The 21,092-nt window shown below is 43.0% G+C and carries 18 protein-coding genes; 13 read left to right on the forward strand and 5 right to left on the reverse strand.

Annotation, left to right across the window (positions count from 1 at the left end):
• Positions 1-301: 301 nt before the first annotated feature.
• From BN161_RS08965 to BN161_RS09000, 8 genes are all read left to right on the forward strand, one after another.
• Positions 302-1,333 carry a sensor histidine kinase gene (locus BN161_RS08965; RefSeq protein WP_044265081.1) on the forward strand — a complete coding sequence of 344 codons (1,032 nt, stop codon included), beginning with the start codon at positions 302-304 and terminating at the stop codon, positions 1,331-1,333.
• Positions 1,334-1,355: 22 nt separating this feature from the next.
• Positions 1,356-2,111, forward strand: coding sequence for a LytR/AlgR family response regulator transcription factor (locus tag BN161_RS08970; RefSeq protein WP_044265082.1), 756 nt, complete (start codon positions 1,356-1,358; stop codon positions 2,109-2,111).
• Positions 2,112-2,232: 121 nt separating this feature from the next.
• Positions 2,233-4,143 (forward strand): TonB-dependent receptor, encoded by a 1,911-nt coding sequence (locus tag BN161_RS08975; protein WP_044265084.1) that lies wholly within the window; start codon positions 2,233-2,235, stop codon positions 4,141-4,143.
• A 12-nt stretch (positions 4,144-4,155) separates the two neighbouring features.
• The gene (locus BN161_RS08980; RefSeq protein ID WP_044265087.1) at positions 4,156-4,668 is read left to right on the forward strand and encodes a hypothetical protein; all 513 of its coding nucleotides are present in this window, start codon (positions 4,156-4,158) and stop codon (positions 4,666-4,668) included.
• Between the two features lie 19 nt (positions 4,669-4,687).
• Positions 4,688-6,193 carry a 4Fe-4S binding protein gene (locus tag BN161_RS08985; RefSeq protein WP_044265092.1) on the forward strand — a complete coding sequence of 502 codons (1,506 nt, stop codon included), beginning with the start codon at positions 4,688-4,690 and terminating at the stop codon, positions 6,191-6,193.
• A 50-nt stretch (positions 6,194-6,243) separates the two neighbouring features.
• Positions 6,244-7,632 carry an aldo/keto reductase gene (locus BN161_RS08990; protein WP_044265095.1) on the forward strand — a complete coding sequence of 463 codons (1,389 nt, stop codon included), beginning with the start codon at positions 6,244-6,246 and terminating at the stop codon, positions 7,630-7,632.
• Between the two features lie 141 nt (positions 7,633-7,773).
• Positions 7,774-8,850 carry an MBL fold metallo-hydrolase gene (locus tag BN161_RS08995; protein ID WP_044265097.1) on the forward strand — a complete coding sequence of 359 codons (1,077 nt, stop codon included), beginning with the start codon at positions 7,774-7,776 and terminating at the stop codon, positions 8,848-8,850.
• A 159-nt stretch (positions 8,851-9,009) separates the two neighbouring features.
• Positions 9,010-9,603: a type 1 glutamine amidotransferase family protein gene (locus BN161_RS09000; protein WP_044265099.1), complete on the forward strand. Its 594-nt coding sequence runs from the start codon at positions 9,010-9,012 to the stop codon at positions 9,601-9,603.
• Between the two features lie 14 nt (positions 9,604-9,617).
• On the opposite strand, the gene BN161_RS29395 is transcribed toward BN161_RS09000, so the two are convergent.
• From BN161_RS29395 to BN161_RS09010, 3 genes are read right to left on the reverse strand one after another with little or no spacing between them, the layout of a single operon-like run.
• Entirely contained in the window at positions 9,618-9,827 is a 210-nt protein-coding gene (locus BN161_RS29395; RefSeq protein WP_125910783.1) for a hypothetical protein, read from the reverse strand.
• Positions 9,828-9,858: 31 nt separating this feature from the next.
• Positions 9,859-10,653, reverse strand: coding sequence for a YncE family protein (locus BN161_RS09005; RefSeq protein ID WP_125910784.1), 795 nt, complete (start codon positions 10,651-10,653; stop codon positions 9,859-9,861).
• Between the two features lie 10 nt (positions 10,654-10,663).
• Positions 10,664-12,745: an NHL repeat-containing protein gene (locus BN161_RS09010; RefSeq protein WP_244436449.1), complete on the reverse strand. Its 2,082-nt coding sequence runs from the start codon at positions 12,743-12,745 to the stop codon at positions 10,664-10,666.
• A gap of 689 nt (positions 12,746-13,434) precedes the next feature.
• Between BN161_RS09010 and BN161_RS09015 the strand changes: the two genes are divergently transcribed.
• The 5 genes from BN161_RS09015 to BN161_RS09035 all read left to right on the forward strand — a co-directional run bounded on the left by BN161_RS09015 (position 13,435) and on the right by BN161_RS09035 (position 17,046).
• Entirely contained in the window at positions 13,435-13,983 is a 549-nt protein-coding gene (locus tag BN161_RS09015; RefSeq protein ID WP_007213261.1) for a DUF4738 domain-containing protein, read from the forward strand.
• Positions 13,984-14,030: 47 nt separating this feature from the next.
• A complete protein-coding gene (locus BN161_RS09020; RefSeq protein WP_044265102.1) occupies positions 14,031-14,708 on the forward strand; it encodes a response regulator transcription factor in 678 nt (225 codons plus the stop codon).
• Positions 14,705-15,994 carry a sensor histidine kinase gene (locus tag BN161_RS09025; protein ID WP_044265104.1) on the forward strand — a complete coding sequence of 430 codons (1,290 nt, stop codon included), beginning with the start codon at positions 14,705-14,707 and terminating at the stop codon, positions 15,992-15,994. Before BN161_RS09020 ends, BN161_RS09025 begins: the two co-directional genes overlap by 4 nt.
• Positions 15,995-16,092: 98 nt before the next feature.
• Entirely contained in the window at positions 16,093-16,530 is a 438-nt protein-coding gene (locus BN161_RS09030; protein ID WP_044265107.1) for a PepSY-like domain-containing protein, read from the forward strand.
• 12 nt (positions 16,531-16,542) lie between these two features.
• The gene (locus BN161_RS09035) at positions 16,543-17,046 is read left to right on the forward strand and encodes a PepSY-like domain-containing protein (RefSeq protein WP_044265110.1); all 504 of its coding nucleotides are present in this window, start codon (positions 16,543-16,545) and stop codon (positions 17,044-17,046) included.
• Between the two features lie 118 nt (positions 17,047-17,164).
• Here BN161_RS09035 and BN161_RS09040 read toward each other — a convergent pair whose 3' ends face one another.
• Together BN161_RS09040 and BN161_RS09045 are read right to left on the reverse strand one after the other, a co-directional pair.
• Positions 17,165-18,376 carry an L-serine ammonia-lyase gene (locus tag BN161_RS09040; protein ID WP_029327889.1) on the reverse strand — a complete coding sequence of 404 codons (1,212 nt, stop codon included), beginning with the start codon at positions 18,374-18,376 and terminating at the stop codon, positions 17,165-17,167.
• Positions 18,377-18,386: 10 nt separating this feature from the next.
• A complete protein-coding gene (locus BN161_RS09045) occupies positions 18,387-20,912 on the reverse strand; it encodes an endonuclease MutS2 (protein WP_044265113.1) in 2,526 nt (841 codons plus the stop codon).
• Positions 20,913-21,092 lie beyond the last annotated feature (180 nt).

Here is a 21,092-nt window from a genome sequence, read left to right on the forward strand (position 1 = left end):
ATTTAGCAGAAGCTATAGATGTAGCATAAAAAGTGCCGGACAGAATGAATGATTCGCACCATTCATCTTATCCGGCACTATAATTATTTGATTATAATGCCCTCCGATGAGGACTTTTATATTCCTGTCTTTATTTTCGAAATGCAAATTTGGGCATTGTTTTTATAACCACCAAATTTATTCGGAATTTTAATTCTCTTTGCGTGGTTTCGTCTTTATACCTTATTTTTTCGTTTTGGTTCTTTGGTGCTATCAAGTCTCAAAAAAATTATCTTTCTTTGTAGAAAAGAAGAAATGTTTTATGCTCTCATTTGATACTTATATAAGTCGTAAACTGCCACTGGTCGGTCTGATTAGTGCAGTCTTTATCATATATCCTAATATAGCCTGTCTACCTTGGGATATAAAATTTCTGGAAGGAGTAAGTTGTACGGGATTTTATTGGTATTTTGTTTATCGTTTCTTTTTCTTCTGGGGACTGATTTGTTTGCTGTTACGTTATAATTTGCGACAACTGCCGACAGCACAGTTTAAGGAACGTTTTGGCCGTAACTTCTTATATTCATTGGCTGCTTATGCAGGATTTGCATCCATTTCCTATTGGATTCATTCTTATGGTATCCGTACTGATTTTCTGGGTAGTACATTGATCTCCCAATTCTTTATTCTGTGTTCTCTGTGCACACTGATCGGGCATATTTCCATGTTATACTCCACGCAGCGTGAAAAAGAGCGTGAGATAGAACGTCTGCGTATAGAGAATCTGCAAAGCCGATGTGATGCGTTGGCTAATCAGATCAATCCACATTTTTTCTTTAACTCCTTGAATGGAGTGCAATCGCTTATCCGGAAGAAGGATGATGAAAAAACACTGATGTATGTGCATGAATTGTCCGATATCTTCCGTTATATTCTTCAAAGTGATAAGAGAGGACTGGTTACTTTGAGGGAAGAACTGGAATTTATTCAATCTTTCCGTTATGTGATGGAAGTACGCTTTGCCAATAAACTGGTTTTCTCGATCCAAGTGGATGAGGCTATGCAGGATGAACTGACGTTGCCTGTGCTTTCACTGCTTCCGTTGGTAGAGAATGTGACCGTTCATAATATGATAGACAGTGAGCATAAAATGGAAATTACCATCAGACTGAACGAGCAAAAAGAACTGGTAGTGAGTAATCCCATTTATCCTAAACTGTCTCCGCCTGATACGAACGGAACAGGGTTGAGAAATCTGGAAAGCCGTTTTACCTTGTTGATGAACAGGCAAATACGGATAGAATGTGATGAAAACACATTCAGAGTGTATCTTCCTTTAAATAAACAGAACTGATATCAAAATAGCATAGATATATATGATAGTATTGATTGTAGAAGACGAGACTGCCGCTTATGAGAACCTGGTGGATATTCTTGGCGAAGTCTCTTATGATATTCAAATAGCCGGTAATACGGAAAGCGTAACTCAAACCATTCATTGGCTGCAATCGAATCCTGCGCCGGATTTGATATTTATGGATATTCATTTATCGGACGGTTCGGCTTTTACCATTTTTGATAAAATGGAGTTGGAGACTCCTATTATTTTCACGACGGCTTATGACAGATACGCCATAGAAGCTTTCAAGGTGAATAGCATTGATTATTTGCTAAAGCCTGTCAAGGTGGAAGATGTAAAACAGGCGCTGGATAAATACAAAAAACTGACGCACCAGGATGTGATTCACTACTTATCCAAATTGACTCAACTGGTGCCGACTCCTAAATATAAAGACAAGTTATTAATTCCATATAAAGATAAGTTGTTACCTATTGGCCTGAAAGAAGTTTCATGCTTTTATACAGCGGATAAAAACACCTGTATCTACTTGAAAGACGGGAATATGTATCCATACTCCAAAACACTGGAACAGATAATGGCTGTTCTGAATCCGGCAGATTTCATCCGGGCGAATAAGCAATTCATCATAGCAAGGAATAGTGTGACGGATATAACCATCTGGTTTGATAACCGTTTGCTGGTAACATTGGATGTAGAAACTCCCGAACGTATCTATATCAGTAAGAACAAAGCGTCCGAGTTCAAGTCCTGGATAGTGAATAACACGTAAGTTAGAATACGTTAATCAGTAATTATGGTATTTACAACCGTAATTTATCTACGGTTTCTATCAGTAACGATCCCTATATTTGCAATCGGGAACTATTATAAAATTAAAGAGTTATTTCAAGATGAAAAAAGAGAGATTTGTACTTGCATTCTTTACAGGCTGCCTGATTAGTGCGGTAAGCCTACAAGCACAAACCAGCAAGGACAGCACAAAGGTAGCAAGAAGTTATGCGATCAATGAAGTAGTAGTAACAGGTACGCGAAGTGAAACGGATGTGCGTCATTTACCCATGACCGTATCGGTAGTGGGGCGTCCGCAACTTGAAGCGAGCCAGCAGACTTCCGTACTTCCGGTGTTGAATTCACAAGTGCCGGGCTTTTTCTCCACTTCACGTGGCGTAATGGGATATGGTGTAGCTACCGGTGCATCAGGACAAATGTCTTTAAGAGGCATTGGAGGGCCCGCACAGGCCGGCCTTCCCACTACGGGATTATTGGTTTTGATTGACGGACATCCTCAGTATATGGGACTGATGGGACACCCCATTGCCGATGCATATCAGACCATGATGGCAGAACGTGTGGAAGTGCTCCGTGGCCCCGCATCTGTGCTTTATGGTTCTAACGCCATGGGTGGGGTTATTAACATTGTTACCCGTAAGATGCAGGAAGACGGAATACGTACAAACATCAACATTGGTGCCGGGTCCTATGGAAGCGTACAGACCGAAGCCACTAACCGCATAAGGAAAGGGCGCTTCAGTAGTACGGTGACTGCCTCTTATAACCGTACAGACGGACATCGCGCTGACATGGCCTTTGAACAGTACGGCGGGTATGCCAAATTGGGCTATGACTTTACGGATAACTGGAAAGTTTGGGGCGATGTAAATGTCACTCGTTTTAATGCTACTAATCCGGGATCGGTAATGAAACCATATATAGACAATGATCAGCGTATTACACGTGGCATGACTTCTTTTGCATTGGAGAATCATTACGAAAAGACTTCCGGTGCATTGAGTTTTTTCTATAATTGGGGTGATCACTGGATAAATGACGGATATCAGCCAGGAGGAGAACCGCTTCAGTATCGTTTCAACTCTAACGATCAGATGCTTGGAGTATCATGGTATCAGAGTGTACAACTTTTCCAAGGCAACAGACTGACTGTAGGAGCTGATTATTTTCACTTTGGCGGTGAGGCATGGAACCAATTCTTTGATGGGCATCGTGAAACTTCGGCGAATAAGTCATTGAATGAAGTAGCAGGTTATGTAGATTTTCGTCAGGATATTGCTGCATGGCTTACGCTGGATGCCGGAGCACGAGTAGATTATCATTCGCAAACGGGTACAGAGTTCATTCCGCAAGTGGGGCTGGCTTTCCATCTTCCGGAGAATGCAGAAATCAAGGCAATGGCAAGTAAGGGATTCCGCAATCCTACCATTCGTGAAATGTATATGTTCCCTCCGCAGAATCCGGATTTGAAACCTGAGAAACTTTGGAATTATGAACTTTCTTTCTCACAACGTCTTATGGATAATCGTTTGTCCTATGGACTCAATGTGTTCTATATCAATGGTGAAAATCTCATTATACGCCTTCCAAATCCAAATGGTAGCGGTATGTTGAACCAGAATTCCGGCGAGATTGAAAACTGGGGAGCGGAAGCTAATGTAGGGTACCAGTTTAATCCGGTGTGGAGCGTGATGGCAAATTACAGCTGGCTTCACATGGAAAATCCGGTATTGGCTTCTCCGGAGCATAAACTGTATGGAGGAGTGAACTTCAGAAAAGGACGTTGGAGTGCATCTACCGGTATCCAGTATGTGAAGGGGCTTTATACAGATCTAGATGCTGCGACAAAAGAGAACTTCGTGTTATGGGATATGCAGGGAAGTTTTAAGGCGACCAATTATCTGTCATTCTATGTGCGTGGTGAGAACTTGTTGGCACAACGTTATGAGATCAATGCAGGCTATCCTATGCCGAAAGCGACTTTTATGGGTGGAGTAAATATCAATTTTTAATAAGCATATTATATGAAAACAACAACTATCAGACTTTATTCACTGGATTACAGCAATGTGAAGACATATTTTGCTGCAGCCCTTTTCATTCTGGGTAATCTGGTTTTGCCACAACTTTGCCATCTTATTCCACAGGGTGGTCTTACTTTCTTACCGATTTATTTCTTTACGCTTATTGCTGCTTATAAATACGGTTGGAAAGTCGGATTGCTGACAGCCGTCTTTTCACCGGTTTTGAACCATCTGCTTTTCGGTATGCCTCCTGCGGGAGTATTGCCGGCCATCCTTTTAAAATCCGTTTTACTGGCAGTGGTTGCCGGATATGCAGCCAATCGTTTTAAACGTATCTCTATTCCTGTTTTAGCATTAGTAGTACTGGCTTATCAGTTTATCGGGACGCTGGGCGAGTGGGCAATGGTAGGTAACCTTGCGCTTGCTTTTCAGGATTTTCGCATCGGCATACCGGGGATGGGATTACAGATTCTCGGTGGTTATTTGTTTATCAAGTATTTGGTTTATAAATGATATTCCATAAAATAAAAGTATGTTACGAAAAATCAGACTAACGTTTGCCATATTCTTTTTCGTGCTGATCACGCTTTTGTTCCTCGATTTTACGGGAACGTTGCATGCTTGGTTCGGTTGGATGGCTAAAATTCAGTTTTTGCCTGCTTTGTTGGCATTGAATGTCGGGGTTGTGATAATCCTGATAGCATTGACACTGCTCTTTGGGCGTGTGTATTGTTCTGTAATCTGTCCGTTGGGTGTATTTCAGGATGTAGTTTCATGGTTGGGTAAAAAGCGGAAAAAGAATCGCTATTCGTATTCACCTGCACTTAATTGGTTGCGTTACGGAGTGCTGGGAGTATTTATTCTGGCTCTGATAGGAGGAGTTGGTTCGTTGGTCGCCTTACTGGCACCTTATAGTTCTTACGGGCGAATAGCTTCCAATCTGTTTGCTCCGATTTATCAGTGGGGAAACAACCTGCTTGCTCTTTTGGCCGAACGGGCAGATAGCTATATGTTTTATTCTGTAGACGTCTGGATGAAGGCTATGGGAACTTTTGTGATAGCTGTTCTGACATTTGTTATTCTGGCTGTGCTGGCCTGGCGCAATGGGCGTACATATTGCAATACAATTTGTCCGGTAGGAACAGTATTGGGATTCTTTTCACGTTTTTCTTTTCTGAAACCGGTAATCGATACGAGTAAATGTAATGGTTGCGGTTTGTGTGCACGCAATTGTAAGGCGGCGTGCATTGATTCTAAAAATCATGAAATAGATTATAGCCGCTGTGTGGTTTGTATGGATTGCATCGGTAAATGTAAGAAAGGAGCCATCCGTTATGAGCGTCCGCATAAGGAAGTGCGGAAACCGTTAGCTGCTGAAAAAGTAACTGGTGTGTCACCGGAACAGGTGGACAATGCACGCCGTGCTTTCTTCTCTGCCGGCGCCGTGTTTGCTGCAAGTACATTACTGAAGGCACAGGAGAAAAAAGTGGATGGTGGATTGGCTGTCATTGAGGATAAGAAAATACCGGAACGGACCACATCTATAGTACCGGCAGGTTCACTGAGTGCCCGTAACTTTGCGCAGCATTGTACAGCTTGCCAGCTTTGTGTATCAGTGTGCCCTAACCAGGTTTTACGCCCATCCGGTAATTTGATGACGTTGATGCAGCCGGAGATGTCTTATGAGCGTGGTTATTGCCGTCCGGAATGTACTAAGTGTGCTGAGGTATGTCCGGCGGATGCCATTCATCCCATCAGTCCGGCAGATAAATCGTCTATCCAGATCGGTCATGCCGTATGGATCAGGAAGAATTGTGTGCCGTTGACTGATGGAGTAAATTGTGGTAACTGTGCCCGTCATTGCCCGGTAGCGGCGATAGAGATGGTTCCGTCTGAGGTTGATAATCCGGATTCTCCAAAGATTCCGGTTGTCAATGTCGAGCGTTGTATTGGCTGTGGTGCCTGTGAGAATCTTTGTCCGGCACGTCCTTTCAGTGCTATCTATGTGGAGGGACATGAGAGACATCGGGTGATATAAAGATGATAATGTGATAGGGTGATAAAGTGATAAATGTTAGAAGAACAGATATGGAAGAACATAATAAAAATATAAACCGTAGGGATTTTCTGAAAATTGTGGGCATCAGTGCCGCTACGACAACGGCTGCTGCGACTCTTTATAGTTGCAAACAGAAGGATGGGGTGATTCCGGGAGGCAGTGCATCGACTCCGGTGCCTACTGATAAGATGACTTACCGCACTTCTGTGGCTCAGGAAGATCGTGTTTCACTTCTGGGTTATGGCTGTATGCGCTGGCCGACTGTTCCTTCACCGGATGGGAAAGGAGATATGATTGACCAGGATGCTGTGAACGAATTAGTAGATTATGCCATTGCGCACGGCGTGAATTATTTCGATACATCTCCGGTGTATGTACAGGGATGGTCGGAAAAATCTACTGGTATTGCATTAAAACGTCATCCGCGCGAGAAACTGTTTATTGCTACAAAGTTATCCAACTTCAGTAATTATAGCCGTGAAAACTCCATAGCCATGTATCGTAAGTCTTTCGAAGATTTGCAGACAGATTATATCGATTACTATTTGTTGCACTCTATCGGTAATGGTGGAATAGAAGCATTCAAAGCGCGATATATAGACAATGGTATGATGGAGTTTCTGTTGAAAGAACGTGAGGCAGGGCGTATCCGTAATCTGGGATTTTCTTTCCATGGCACGGTGGATACTTATGACTATGCACTTTCTCTGCATGATGAGGTGAAATGGGACTTTGTACAGATACAGCTTAATTATGTGGACTGGAAACATTCTTCAGGACGTAATGTAAATGCGGACTACTTATATGATGAATTGGTAAAGCGCAATATTCCGGCAATCATTATGGAGCCATTGCTGGGGGGAAGATTATCTAATGTACCGACTCATATTATGACACGTCTTAAGCAGCGCCGTCCGGAAGATAGTGTGGCTTCGTGGGCTTTCCGTTTTGCAGGCTCACCGGAACTGGTGTTAACGGTATTGAGTGGCATGACGTATATGGAGCATCTTCAGGATAATATTCGTACCTATTCTCCGCTGATTCCTTTGACAGATGATGATAAGGAGTTTTTGGAAGAAACGGCACAATTGATGTTGAAGTACCCTACTGTACCGTGCAATGACTGTAAATACTGTATGCCTTGTCCGTATGGCATTGATATTCCTGCTGTGCTTATACATTATAATAAATGTGTGAATGAGGGGAATGTACCGAAGAGCCAACAAGACGAGAATTATAGAAAGGCACGCCAGGCTTTTCTTGTTGGTTATGACCGTAGTGTGCCACGCCTGCGACAGGCAAATCATTGTATTGGTTGCGATCAATGTTCGCCTCACTGCCCGCAGAGTATTAATATTCCCAGGGAGTTGCGTCGTATCGACGGGTTCGTGGAGCAACTGAAACAAGGAACATTGTAAGAGAGCTACAAGCTACATGAGCTATAAGTTACGAGCTACAAGTACCTTTCGGTATGATAGCCGGATGAATATTCTTTCGCCTGCAAATATAGCGCAGCCACTTGTAGCTTGTAGTTTATGTAGCTAATAAACTAATTTAGAATGAGAAAAGATAAAAAACGTATGTGGCTTTGGATTATGTTGGCGGTTATAGGCATAGTATGCGTTTCCGTATTTATTTTTATTAATCAGCCGAGTTTCGGAAGGTTGCCTCAGGAAGCGCGTTTAGAGCGAATCAAACGCTCACCTCATTACCGTGACGGTCAGTTCAATAATCTGCATTCGACGCAGATGATGACCTCGGATGAAGGGCGTTTTGGTGCTATGCTTTCTTTTTTATTCCGTAAAACAGAGAATCTGCGTCCGGAGAATGAAGTTCCGGTTATCAAAACGGATTTGCATAAGTTGGGGCGTGATGAAAATGTGCTGGTCTGGTTTGGACATTCTTCCTACTTTATTCAGGTAGATGGAAAGCGATTTCTGGTTGATCCTGTTTTTTGTATGGCTTCGCCTGTATCTTTCGTCAACAAACCATTTAAAGGAACTGATGTCTATAAACCGGAAGATATGCCGGATATCGATTATCTGGTGATTTCTCATGATCATTGGGATCACCTGGATTACCGGACAGTGAAAAGCTTGAAAGAGCGGGTAGGAAAAGTGATTTGCGGACTGGGTGTCGGCGAACATTTCGAATATTGGGGATATGATAAAGACCAACTGGTAGAATTGGACTGGTATGAAGATGCTGTTTTAGAAAATGGTTTTGCTGTCCATTGTCTTCCGACACGCCATTTTTCCGGTCGTGGTTTAAAGGCCAATCAGACATTGTGGGCATCCTTTCTGATAGAAACTCCGTCACAGAAAATATATATGGCCGGTGACGGTGGTTATGACTCTCACTTTGAGGAAATAGGGAAGCGTTTTCCGGATATAGACCTTGCGATTCTGGAAAACGGCCAGTATAATGAAGATTGGAAATATATTCATCTGATGCCTTCCAATATGGCAAAGGCAGCTAAAGGACTGAAAGCAAAAAGAGTAATGACTGTACATCATTCAAAGTACGCATTGGCAAAGCATCCCTGGGATGAGCCTTTGGCGAATGAGAAGAAGATGCAGGAACAAGACTCGCTGAATATGGTGATTCCTGAGATAGGGGAGGTAATGCCGTTATAGAATTTTCATCTCTGTAATAATAGTGAGTGGCTGATATTATTGCTATGTAAAGGCAATGATATCAGCTTTTTTGTTTTTTCCTATCCCAAAATAGTAGACTTTTTGAGTATTGGTGTAACTTTGTCAGCAGATATTAAAAATATTCTAAATACGAATCTTATGAAACAAGAAGTCTTATTCCTGCTTTTAAATGAATATGCCGACTGGGAAGGCGCTTTCCTTGCCATTTCCCTAAATACCGGGGTAATACCAGGTAGTGAAGTGAAATATATACCGAAGGTAGTTGCCCCTACATTGGATGTTGTGCGTTCTGTAGGCGGTTTTCGTACTTTACCTGATTATAGTTTTCAAACGATGCCTGCTGACTATGCGGCATTGGTACTGGTTGGTGGTATGCACTGGCAATCGCCTGAAGCAGAACTGGTGGTGCCAATTGTGCAGGATGCATTACAGCGTGGCAAAATAGTTGGAGCTATTTGCAATGCTTCTGCCTTTATGGGAGCGCATGGTTTCCTGAACGATGTAAAGCATACCAGTAATACGCTTCCATATCTGAAGCAATTTGCAGGTAGTGCATATACCAATGAAGCCGGGTATCAGGAAAAGCAGGCAGTCAGCGATAAGAATATCGTAACTGCTAACGGAACCGGGCATTTGGAGTTTACCCGTGAATTATTACTTCTTTTGCATGCAGATACTCCGGAAAAGATTGATGCTGCTTATGATTATTATAAAAATGGCTTTGTGAGGTAACTTTAGTCTTGTTATTATTCATATTCCTCAATCACATTGCGGAATATATCTACTCCGACGATTTCTCTTGTTGAGACATCTGTGACCCATAGCCGATTGTTATAAACCAATAACTTCTGTCCGCCTTTGAATGTATAGCCGGGCACTGATTTGAAGGTCAGGAAGAATTTCTTTTTCTCTCTGTCATAGCATCGGATACTACCGTCAGCTGCTGAGATGTACATCAGATTTTTGTATAAGGCTATTCCTCTGGGATTAAATTCCAGAGGAAGCGTGACTGGTAGTCATTGTGATATTGCTTCCCTTCTGGATAAGGGTAGTATCGATCACATGTATTTTCCGGTTGCCATATTGTCCGTAATCGGCGAGAAATACTAATCCGGTTGTATCTACTGCCATCTGATGCGAATAAAATCCGTTGTTTACATCGAAACCATCCAGACTTCCACGTGAGTAGTAATTTATATTCTGATATTTTTCCGCACTCACATCACTTTGCAAGGTTACTTGCAGACCATCTTTCATGCGCACTATTATGTAATTGTCTACAATAGCCATTGCATGTGTATGAAACAACTGTGCGTTTCCATGCCCCCAGTTACGGTTCCCGATTCGGGTGATAAATTTCAGTGTATGTACATCGAACACATCAATGCACGAGCCTATATTGGCGAGATAAAGTCTCTCATTAGCTACGGAAATGGCTTCTACGTAATTACCAAATGTTTGCGTTGCATCATTGTAGGTCCATGTATTTAATGAACCTAATTTCTGATGAGCGGACAAACTGTATAATTCCACGCTGAAATGTCCGTTTTGAGTATTGGCAATGAAAAGAGTGTCACCGTATATATATGTACAACCGGGCATGAATTCACCGGAAGCATACCCAAGCTTTTCTGCATTAATCACTTCTCCGGCTTTGTATGAGTAGTAATAATGTACGGATGAAGGTTGTTCCGGTTCCACTTCCCGGATTACGTCTTCTATCTTTGTCTTTTCACATGAAAGCAGGCATAAACCTGCGAATAGTATATATATTATCTTCATTTCTTTCTTCTTATTTCAATTCATTTAATGGGATGCTTGTCACTGTACCTGTTCCGCGGTTTATCACAAAGAGAGTCTGGCGGGCCAGGGCTATTTTCTCCGGATTGCTAAAAGACTTTCCGTTTATGGTTGAATAGTCTTTTAAGATGCTTCCATCCTGGGGATTGATCTCTACAAGACATTCTGTCTTTTGATTTAAAGTCACAAACATACGACCGTCCCAGGAAACCACATCATAGGCTTGCGTTGGTAACTTCAGGGTGCGGACCGGGTTTAATACTTTCTGTTCACGCATGGTAGTAAGATCATAGGCATAGATTTCCTTTTTACCAATGTGGGTGGTATAAAGTATATTGTCTTTATCTATCGTCATTCCGTATGTTCCCATTACTTCACCTACATTGTTGAAACGGCAATAGTTCGGTATGCGCATACAATTATCCGCTGTGACATCTTTTTCCATAAAGACGCAAACACGTCTTTTATCACGGATGAATACACAACCGTTTTTTACTAAAGTTTCGAAAGCATGTACGGTTTGATAGCTGCCTTCACCCCATTGTCCGTTTCCGATACATGTTATAAACTCCAGTGTCGTGGCATCAAAAACATCCGTCCGGCTACTCGTATTGGTTACATATATTTTGCCATGGGCGGCTGTAATTCCATTGGGCTCACCGGCAAAAGTTTCGGATGTGCCGTTGCGTGTCCAGTTCTTGATACGTCCACAATGGATTACTTGCTCGTTTTTCTCTTGGAAGACTTCTACGCTATAGTTTCCGGTAGCATTATTAACTATGTAAATGCGATCCTGATAGGCTGTAACATCTTTAGGTTTGAAAGTCGTTTCCGTAGCTTCGGGTACGTCCGACCATTTTAATGACACCGATAATGGGGTGCCGTTTGCAATGTTTTCGTTGTCTTCTACCGGATGAAAACCGAGGCCGCCGTCTATTGCATCCAGTTCCGGATCTTCTATAACGAATGTGGAACCTACATATTTAGAACTGCCGTATAGGGTGGTCGCATTTTTGCGGGTATGCATAAAACGCCGTGAATAAACAGGGAGACGTTTCTCTTGGCCTAACTTCAGATAGACAGCACGTCCCAAGGTGATCCATCCGGGACCTGTCTGTTCATAGGTCATGTTACCGTCGTGCCCGTATCCGAGGCAATGCCCTATTTCGTGGAAGACGGTATGTATGTTGTATTCATCATCGGGATAATGCTGTAGAAAGCACCATTCTGCCAGACCTAAAGTGTAGCCTCCACCCAAACCGTTTACACCACTGACGTGCCCGAGAAGGTATGCGCTGTGGTTTAGTACTTTCTGCTTCAATTGATCGATATTGATGACTGTCTTATTATTATCGCTATGTAGCTTTCCTCTGTATTTCTCCAGCTCGTCTGCGAATTCCTGTGAAGAAAATGCGTATGCCAGGTTTAACATCAGAGCCACGCCTTCCCGACAATGGGCGGGGCGTATCGGATAAGCCCAACTGCCGTCGCGGCTATAGGCCGAAAAGGAAACCTTGTATTGGGGTATTACACCGGTCATTTTCTTATAAAGCGGATCTTCACAGTCGATGCGTAAAGTCAAATCTGCCGCACCGATATGGGGATTAGCTTTGATCACGATTATCTTTCCGGAAGCAGTGGTGTATTCCTTGTCTCCGGAAATTATGGGAAGCGCTTTATGAAATTCAATGAAGCCGGGTACCGTTTCAAAATCAGCCAACAGAAATTCTTCATCGTAACCGACAATGCTTGCCCAAACTTTCACATCCTTAATCGGACGGGGGCAGAAAAAGCGAACGAACAGTTCCTGCTTTTCATTGATAGACACTTGTAGTGGAGCATTGACACGAAAACTTCTTTGGTTGGCATCGAACAGAATATCTTCTGATTCCCCATCCTGTAACATTAGCATGGAAACTTCCGGAGTATAATCTTCCGCCTTGACTTTTATGACTCCTTGTACACGTTCTTCGGGAACAGGAGGATCAATATAATTAATGATTGTCTCTTCAGAACAACTGGATAAGAGACTGAGAATGATTAATAAAACAGCTAGTTTAATATTTGTCATCATGTATGTGTTTTTTATGAGCCGGCAAAGATAGTAATTTATTCGTGAGTTAAGGAATAAGGCTTATTAAGTTTCAGAGCAACTGCATTAAAGAATTGTTTCGTTTCTTTCCGGTTATGAACAAAACGATAATCCGATATGATAAGCACCTCTAATATAAATAATAAATATTTATGAAACAAAACATTTGCGAGATCAGTCGCATACTTAGGGGGTCTCAGTATGATACTTAGGGTACCTCAGTATCATATTGAGGTACCCTAAGTATCATACTGAGATAGCCTGATTATAACACACTTGATAATCAAGTATTTACAAAACTAATCTTTGGTGGTTATAAATTAGAACAAATAAACTATTGAAATAATGAATTAATTCGTTTCTTTCCGGTTATGAATTAAATAGGTACGCGGACTATGCGGATAAGACGGACGAACGCGGACTTTAGTTTATTGCCCAATCGGATTACATACCCTTTTTTATGTTAAAACGAAAGATCCTATTAAACTTTTTGCTTTTCCTGTTGTCTTATAAACATCAAGATTCAATAGGTATAAATAAAATATAGTATGGTATTAGTTTTATGAAACGGGCGGGACATTTTCGCCCGTTTTTATTTCTTTTGCTTTTCCCTTGCATTTTTGCCTCCCTTTTTGTTCCTTTGTTCCCGTTAATTGTAAACAAATGGTAGAATGAGAAACGTATTTTACTTCTGGATATGTATAGCGATGTGGCTGTTGTCAGCTTGTTCTTCTCAGAAAAAAGAGGATAGAGGAGATATACAGGTACTGATGAAAGACAGTGTGGATGCCAATGGTTTGCAACGTATGCAGGTATCTGATAGTAAGACCAGTTTTACTTATAAAGGTAAGGAATATCAATCGAGCGTGGTTCGCAGACCGGATGACAGTTTACCTGTTGTGATTAATGAACAAGGAGATAAATTTGTTGATAACAGCATCACCCTGCGTATAACTTCCGGCGGCAAGTCTATTGTTGACAAGGTGTTTACAAAAGAGAGTTTCGCTTCGTTGGTGGATGCAAAGTTCATGAAACATTCTATTCTTGAGGGACTGGTGTATGATAAGACCACACCTCAGGGGATCGTTTATGCGGCAAGTGTGTGCTATCCGCAGTCCGACCTTTACATTCCACTATCGATCACTGTATCTGCCGATGGCAAAATATCCTTGGCGAAAGAAGAATTGCTGGAAGATTTGCACGAAACAGACAGCATCTGATCAAAGATTCCAGATTGTTTCCTAATTTATGAGTTTCCTTTGCCGGTATGAAAATCCTGATTGTAGAAGATGAACCGGATTTGCGGGAAACGATCCGCATTTCCCTTGTAAAAGAGCATTTCGTTGTGGAAACTGCTGCCGATTACTTTTCGGCACTGGATAAAGTGAATGATTACGATTATGACTGTATCCTGCTGGACATTATGTTGCCCGGTGGAAGCGGTCTGGATTTGTTGCGTGAACTCAAACACCTGCATCGTAGTGACAGTGTGTTGATTATTTCTGCCAAGGATTCTTTGGATGATAAGGTCGAAGGGCTGGAACTGGGTGCCGATGACTATCTTACGAAGCCTTTCCATTTGGCCGAACTCAATGCGCGGGTGAAGTCTGTTATTCGCCGCCGGCAAGCAAAGGGTGATGTTTCCATTACAATGGGAAATCTGTTGCTGTATCCTGACAAGCGCCAGGTAGAGGTAGGAGGAGTGTCTTTGCAACTTAACCGGAAAGAATTCGATCTGCTTTATTATTTTATAGTCAATCCTGATCGCGTTATTAATAAAATGAGTCTTGCGGAGTCTGTGTGGGGAGATAATATCGACCAGGTAGATTCATTGGATTTCATTTACTCACAAGTGAAAAATCTTCGTCGTAAACTGAAACAGGCTGGAGCTACCGTGGAACTGAAGGCGGTATATGGTTTTGGCTATAAACTCTCTGAAGTATGAAATTGCTTCATTATACCTACCGGAAACTCTCGTTGCTACTATTGCTGTTGATGGCGGTATGGGGTGTGTTGTTTTATTATGCCATTATTGACGAAGTGATGGATGAAACGGATGATACGCTTGAAAATTACAGTGAGATATTAATCAATAATGCCTTGATGGACCCGTCTGTTCTTGATACGGAGGGAACATTGATGTCTTTCTACAAATTCCGGCCTATATCCGAAGAAGAAGCTGAGGACTATGATGAAGAGTTTTATGACTCTACCGTCTATATAGAAAGCGAAGATGAATACGAACCGGTGAGGGTACTAAAGACTGCTTTCCGTATGCCGGACGGGCAGTTTTATGAGCTGGAACTGATGATTTCCATCTTGGAGCGTGATGATATGGTGGAGGCTATCCTGTGGTATTTGGGAGCACTGTTTCTGCTGTTTTTGATTTGCACATCCATTGGGACACGACTGATACTGCAAAGTGTATTTCGCCCGTTGCATCGCCTGCTGAACTGGCTGCAACAAATTCAGCCGGGCAAGGAGCTTCCGGTGTTGGACAACCCGACGAAGATACGGGAATTTCAGCAGTTGGGTGATGCGGCTGTAGATATGGGAAACCGTAGTTATAAGGCGTATGAGGAACAGAAGCAGTTTATAGAAAATGCTTCGCATGAGCTGCAGACGCCGCTTGCCATTGTTCGTGGCAAGATTGAGTTGCTTGCGGAGAATGAGTCGATGACGGAAGAACAGTTGAAAGAACTGGATGAAATATATACTACATTGGGCAGAGCTGTCAGGCTGAATAAATCTTTGTTGTTGCTTTCCCGTATTGAAAACGGACAATATACCGAAACAGAAGATGTTTCGGTAGATGAAGTCTTGGATGAACTATTGCCTGATTTGATGGATATATATGAAGGCAAGAAAATACATCTGGTACGTACGAAAGAGGCGGAACCTTTCGTGATTCGCTGCAACCTTTCCCTGGCACAGATTTTGGTTTCCAATTTGGTGAAAAACTCTTTGGTGCATAATCGTGAAGGCGGTGAACTGCATATAGCGACTACGCCTTCTTCTCTTACTATCATGAACAGTGGTGAACATCCGTTGGATGGAGAAAAGTTGTTCCGGCGTTTTTATCGCAGTATTGACGGGAAGAAGGATTCTACCGGTTTGGGGCTTGCCATCGCCCGTTCCATTGCTTTGTCCGCCTCTCTCAGTCTGACTTATAAGTGGCAGGAAGGAATGCATCTGTTCTTGCTTGTTAAAGAATCTCAAAAGAAAAGCTAAAGGCGAATATTCCCAAATCTTTCCCGATTCAGTATCGTTATTTGCAGTGTGAATAAAAACAGGAAATAAATTAGTAACACTTAAAAACAATAACGATTATGAAGAAGATTTTATCTATTCTCGTATTGGCTATCGTAGCCGTTCAGTTCGCTTTTGCCGGTGATGTGATTACCAAAGACATAAAGGAACTTCCATTGACTGCGCGTAACTTTATCAATCAGTATTTCAGTAAACCGCAGATTTCATACATCAAGATAGACAGTGAGTTCCTGTCCAAGAAGTATGAAGTGACACTGACTGACCGCACGGAGATTGACTTCGACAAGAAAGGTAATTGGACGGAAGTAGACTGTAAAAAGAATGCTGTGCCTGCCGCCCTTATCCCAGCTTCTGTAAAAGATTACGTAAAGGCTAATTTTCCTAATGAAATTATCACTAAGATAGAGCGTAAAAGTACGGGGATTGAGGTGGAACTTGCCAATGATTTCTCTTTGAAATTCAATAAGAAAGGACAGTTTGTCAGTTTGGATGACTAATGGAGGGAGAAAATGATGAAAACAAGATTCTTGATGTTAGCGATGATGATGTGCATGACCGCACTGACATTCAGTGCATGCAGTGATGATGATGACGATGATAAGGGTATCAATGTGCCGGAGGCTGTAACACAGGCTTTGAAGCAGAAGTATCCAAGTGCTACGGACGTAGACTGGAAACAGAAAAGCTCGTATTTTGTAGCCGATTGCTGGCTGGACGGAAAAGATTCCGATATATGGTTTGATGCCAATGGAAACTGGTGGATGACAGAATCGGAAATATATTGGAATGACGTTCCCGGAGCTGTCCAGACTGCATTTAATAATAGCGAATATGCAAACTGGGTACAAGATGATTATTATTTCTTGCTGTATCCGTTGCAACCCATGCAATATGTGATTGAAGTGAAGCAGGGGAATCAGAAGTATCAGTTATTCTATTCGGAAGATGGAGGGCTGATGAATACTGTGAATGTAACGGGAAAGGATGATACGATTTATCCACCGGAAGAGTGAGAAAGTTACCAGCTACAAGCTACGAGCTACAAGTTGCTGCGCTATGTCAGTCTTTAAACTATTAAACACTATCAAGCCGCAAGGACTTGTAGCTCGTAGCTTGTAGCTTGTAACTTTCTCACATCGGTCGGTAATCTTTTGCCAATCCACCTTCGCTGGTTTCTTTATAGAGTGAAGGCAGGTCGTTTCCGGTTTCTTTCATTACTTCTACAACCTTATCGAAAGATACGCGGTGCATTCCATCGGTGAATGAGGAATAAAGGTTGGCATCCAGTGCACGGGCGGCGGCATATGCGTTTCGTTCGATACAGGGGATCTGTACTAATCCGCAAACCGGGTCACAGGTCATTCCCAGATGATGCTCTAATCCCATTTCAGCTGCATATTCTATTTGAGCCGGACTGCCACCGAATAATTGATTGGCAGCGGCTGAGGCCATAGCACAAGCTACACCCACTTCTCCCTGACATCCAACTTCCGCTCCCGATATGGATGCGTTTGTCTTTACAATGTTTCCTACAAGACCGGCTGTGGCAAGTGCGCGGAGGATGCGGATATCGCTGAAATCGCGGCTCTTTGCCAAATGATATAATACTGCCGGCATCACACCGCAGGAACCGCAGGTAGGTGCAGTAACTATGGTTCCGCCTGAAGCGTTCTCTTCACTTACGGCAAGGGCATAGGCAAATACCAGTCCGCGGGATTGCAGGGATTGTTTGTATCCGCTGGCGCGTATATAATAAGTAGAGGCTTTGCGACGCAGGTTCAATGGACCGGGCAATACGCCTTCCTGTTCCAGTCCGCGGCGAACGGCTGCCTGCATGGTTTTCCAAACTTCTTGCAAGTAATCCCAGATATCTTCTTCCTCACATTCCTTAACGTATTCCCAATAACTTTTTCCGGTTTTTTCGCACCATTGCAGAATCTCAGTCATGTGGTTCATAGAGTAGATATCAGGAGTGTTGACGGAAGATGCACCATCGTTTTCTTCGGCTAAAGCACCACCGCCCACGCTAAATACTGTCCATGAATCTGTTTCATTGCCTGCTGCATCTACAGAAACGAACTTCATCCCGTTGGGATGAAAAGGGAGGAATATTTTCGGTTCCCAGATGATTTCTACCGGAGCGGCGGGTTGCAGAGTATCGGTTATGGCTATATTAGTCATATGCCCTTTACCGGTGGCGGCAAGACTACCGTATAAAGTAACTTTAAATGAGGAGGCTTCCGGATGTTTTTCCAGAAATAGCTCGGCAGCTTTGCGAGGGCCCATTGTATGGCTGCTTGATGGCCCTGTACCGATACGGTAGAGTTCTTTGATTGATTTCATACTATTTTATTTATAGGTCAACAACTGTGATTCCTGCACCGCCGAATTGTACATGCTCATCGGCAAAGTGTCTGATACCGGGGACTGTTTGCAGGTACTGGCGGATAAGTGTACGCAAAATGCCCGTGCCTGTTCCGTGAAGAATGCGTACGCGGGACATCCCAACAAGAATGGCATCGTCAATAAAGTAGGTTACTGCCTGCAAAGCTTCATCACCCCGCATACCGCGTACATCGATGTCTTGTTTGAAGTTCAGTTTCTTTTCGTACATACTGTCCTGCGTCTGGTTGCTGACGAATGTGCTTTTGGTAGAACTGTCTACCTTTTGCGGAACAGTGTTTGTACGCTCCAGACGTTCCACTTTAATGGTAGTCTTTATACTGCCGAATGCTATAACGGCATTTTTTCCATTTACTTCCAGAACTTCGCCTACTGAATTCTGTCCTTTTATCTTCACCATCGCTCCCGGCACAATACTTGCCAGGCGCTCTGCTTCCTGCTTGGCTTTTTGCGCAGCCTGTTCCTGCGCTGATAATCCGCTATCAGTATCTTTTGTTTTCTTTTCTTTCTTACGATTCTGCTTTTCCTGCAATTTCTGCATTTTACGGGCTATTTTCTCCTCCTGTTCTTTAGAGGCAAGAGCTTCCATTGATTGTCGGAATTCCGTCAACTCCTGGCGTGCCTGGCGAGTCTTTTCTTTTTCAGCCTGTGCTTCCTTAATGGTACGGATGGTATTCTCAATTCGGGCATTGGCCTCTTGTACCAGTTGTTCTGCTTCTTCCTTGGCTTTTTTAATAATCTCCTTGCGAGATTTTTGTAAGTCCTCCATTTCTGCCTGATAACGGGCGATGGTGTCTTCCATATGTTTCTCGCGTTGGCGGATGGTCTGGCGTTTGCCTTCCCAATATCGCTTGTCGCGTACAATGTCTTGCAGATATTTATCAGCATTGATGTATTCACTGCCCACAATTTCGGATGCGTCAGCAATCACATCTTCCGGAAGACCGATCTTTCTGGCTATTTCTACGGCAAATGAACTTCCGGGGTTACCGATCTGAAGTTGGAATAATGCCTGCATCAGGTGGCGGTCATATAGCATGGCTCCATTTACTACCCCTTCATGGTCTTCGGCAAAGTGCTTCAGATTCTGGTAGTGTGTAGTGATAACACCGAAAGTTAACTTTTGGTTGAAACGTTTCAGTACGGCTTCGGCTATGGCACCACCGATTTGCGGTTCTGTTCCGCCACCGAATTCATCGATCAGGATGAGGCTGCGTTCATTGCAGTTCTTCATCATTATCTTCATATTGGTAAGATGAGAAGAATAGGTACTCAAATCATCTTCAATGGATTGCTCGTCACCTATATCAATGAATATGCTGCTGAAAATACCCGCATGGCTGCGTTCGTGCATGGGAATGAGCATACCACATTGCAGCATATACTGCAATAACCCTACTGTTTTGAGACAAACGGACTTACCGCCGGCGTTTGGACCGGATATAATAAGGATGCGCTGTTTCTCGGTTAGTTCTATATCGAGGGGAACTACCTTTTTTCCATGTTTGGAGAGGGAGAGTTGCAGTAACGGATGGACGGCCATGGTCCAATCCAGTAAGCGCGTATTCTCAAGTGCGGGTTTTATGCCGGATATTTGCAGGGCAAACAAGCTCTTGGCACGGATAAAGTCTATCTCGGCAAGGAATTCGTAAGACTGCAATACCTCGGGAATAGAAGGACGCAGCAGATTGGAGAATTCCACCAGAATACGGATAATCTCTCTACGCTCATCTCCTTCCAGTTCACGGATACGGTTGTTGGCTTCCACTACCTCGGCAGGTTCTATGAACACGGTTTTTCCACTTGCCGATTCATCATGCACGATACCTTTTATCTTCCGTTTCAATCCCGGAGCAACCGGAATTACCAGACGTCCGTCACGCATAGTAGGAGTAACATCTTTGTCTACCACACCTTCGGATTGGGCGTTGCGCAGGATACCATTCAATGAACGGGAAATACTGTTCATGGTGTTTGTCAATTCCCGGCGGATACGTGCCAGTTCGGATGAAGCATTGTCTTTTATCTTTCCGTAAGGTGAAAGTATATTATTTATCTTCTGGATCAATTGCGGGAATGCCAGGATATCTTTGGCGAGATTCCGAAGGCAAGGGTAGGGGGAATCTTCCTCCTCCATATCTTCTTTTCCCAGAAAGCGTACGATGTCCCGTATCGTTTCCAGCGAACGGCGTAAGTCGAAAAGTTCCTGTTCGTCCAGATACATTCCTTCAACGCGTATCCGTTTGAGGGATGGACGGACGTCGAAAAAATACTGTGCGGGGAAGTTGTCTTCTTCCTGTATGATGCGTACAAATTCAGTCACGAGGTTCAGGCGCTCCTCCACTTCCTCAAAGTGATCGGAGAATGCCATATCGGTAACTCGTTCGGCGCCTAACGTACTAAGGCATTTTTCACTTAGTAACTGGCGTATTTGGTCGAAACCTATTTTATATTCAAAGTTCTGCGGGTATATCATGTTGCAAAAGTACGATTTATTCGTGAAAAAAATAGCAGGAAGTTTGTAGATTTAAAAATGATTTGTACCTTTGCACCGCTTTAAGAGAAAAGCACTTCTTGAAAGAGGAGTTTGGAGAGGTGGCAGAGTGGTCGATTGCGGCGGTCTTGAAAACCGTTGTACTGCGAGGTACCCGGGGTT

Source organism: Bacteroides timonensis (genome assembly GCF_000513195.1).
Classification (GTDB): domain Bacteria; phylum Bacteroidota; class Bacteroidia; order Bacteroidales; family Bacteroidaceae; genus Bacteroides; species Bacteroides timonensis.

Coding starts and splice junctions, on each gene's coding strand:
- BN161_RS09015 (WP_007213261.1), top strand. CDS start 13,435: ATGAGAAACGTATTTTACTTCTGGATATGTATAGCGATGTGGCTGTTG.
- BN161_RS09035 (WP_044265110.1), top strand. CDS start 16,543: ATGATGAAAACAAGATTCTTGATGTTAGCGATGATGATGTGCATGACC.
- BN161_RS08970 (WP_044265082.1), top strand. CDS start 1,356: ATGATAGTATTGATTGTAGAAGACGAGACTGCCGCTTATGAGAACCTG.
- BN161_RS29395 (WP_125910783.1), bottom strand. CDS start 9,827: ATGTACATCTCAGCAGCTGACGGTAGTATCCGATGCTATGACAGAGAG.
- BN161_RS09030 (WP_044265107.1), top strand. CDS start 16,093: ATGAAGAAGATTTTATCTATTCTCGTATTGGCTATCGTAGCCGTTCAG.
- BN161_RS08990 (WP_044265095.1), top strand. CDS start 6,244: ATGGAAGAACATAATAAAAATATAAACCGTAGGGATTTTCTGAAAATT.
- BN161_RS09025 (WP_044265104.1), top strand. CDS start 14,705: ATGAAATTGCTTCATTATACCTACCGGAAACTCTCGTTGCTACTATTG.
- BN161_RS08980 (WP_044265087.1), top strand. CDS start 4,156: ATGAAAACAACAACTATCAGACTTTATTCACTGGATTACAGCAATGTG.
- BN161_RS09040 (WP_029327889.1), bottom strand. CDS start 18,376: ATGAAATCAATCAAAGAACTCTACCGTATCGGTACAGGGCCATCAAGC.
- BN161_RS08985 (WP_044265092.1), top strand. CDS start 4,688: ATGTTACGAAAAATCAGACTAACGTTTGCCATATTCTTTTTCGTGCTG.
- BN161_RS08995 (WP_044265097.1), top strand. CDS start 7,774: ATGAGAAAAGATAAAAAACGTATGTGGCTTTGGATTATGTTGGCGGTT.
- BN161_RS09020 (WP_044265102.1), top strand. CDS start 14,031: ATGAAAATCCTGATTGTAGAAGATGAACCGGATTTGCGGGAAACGATC.
- BN161_RS08975 (WP_044265084.1), top strand. CDS start 2,233: ATGAAAAAAGAGAGATTTGTACTTGCATTCTTTACAGGCTGCCTGATT.
- BN161_RS09000 (WP_044265099.1), top strand. CDS start 9,010: ATGAAACAAGAAGTCTTATTCCTGCTTTTAAATGAATATGCCGACTGG.
- BN161_RS09010 (WP_244436449.1), bottom strand. CDS start 12,745: ATGATGACAAATATTAAACTAGCTGTTTTATTAATCATTCTCAGTCTC.
- BN161_RS09045 (WP_044265113.1), bottom strand. CDS start 20,912: ATGATATACCCGCAGAACTTTGAATATAAAATAGGTTTCGACCAAATA.
- BN161_RS08965 (WP_044265081.1), top strand. CDS start 302: ATGCTCTCATTTGATACTTATATAAGTCGTAAACTGCCACTGGTCGGT.
- BN161_RS09005 (WP_125910784.1), bottom strand. CDS start 10,653: ATGAAGATAATATATATACTATTCGCAGGTTTATGCCTGCTTTCATGT.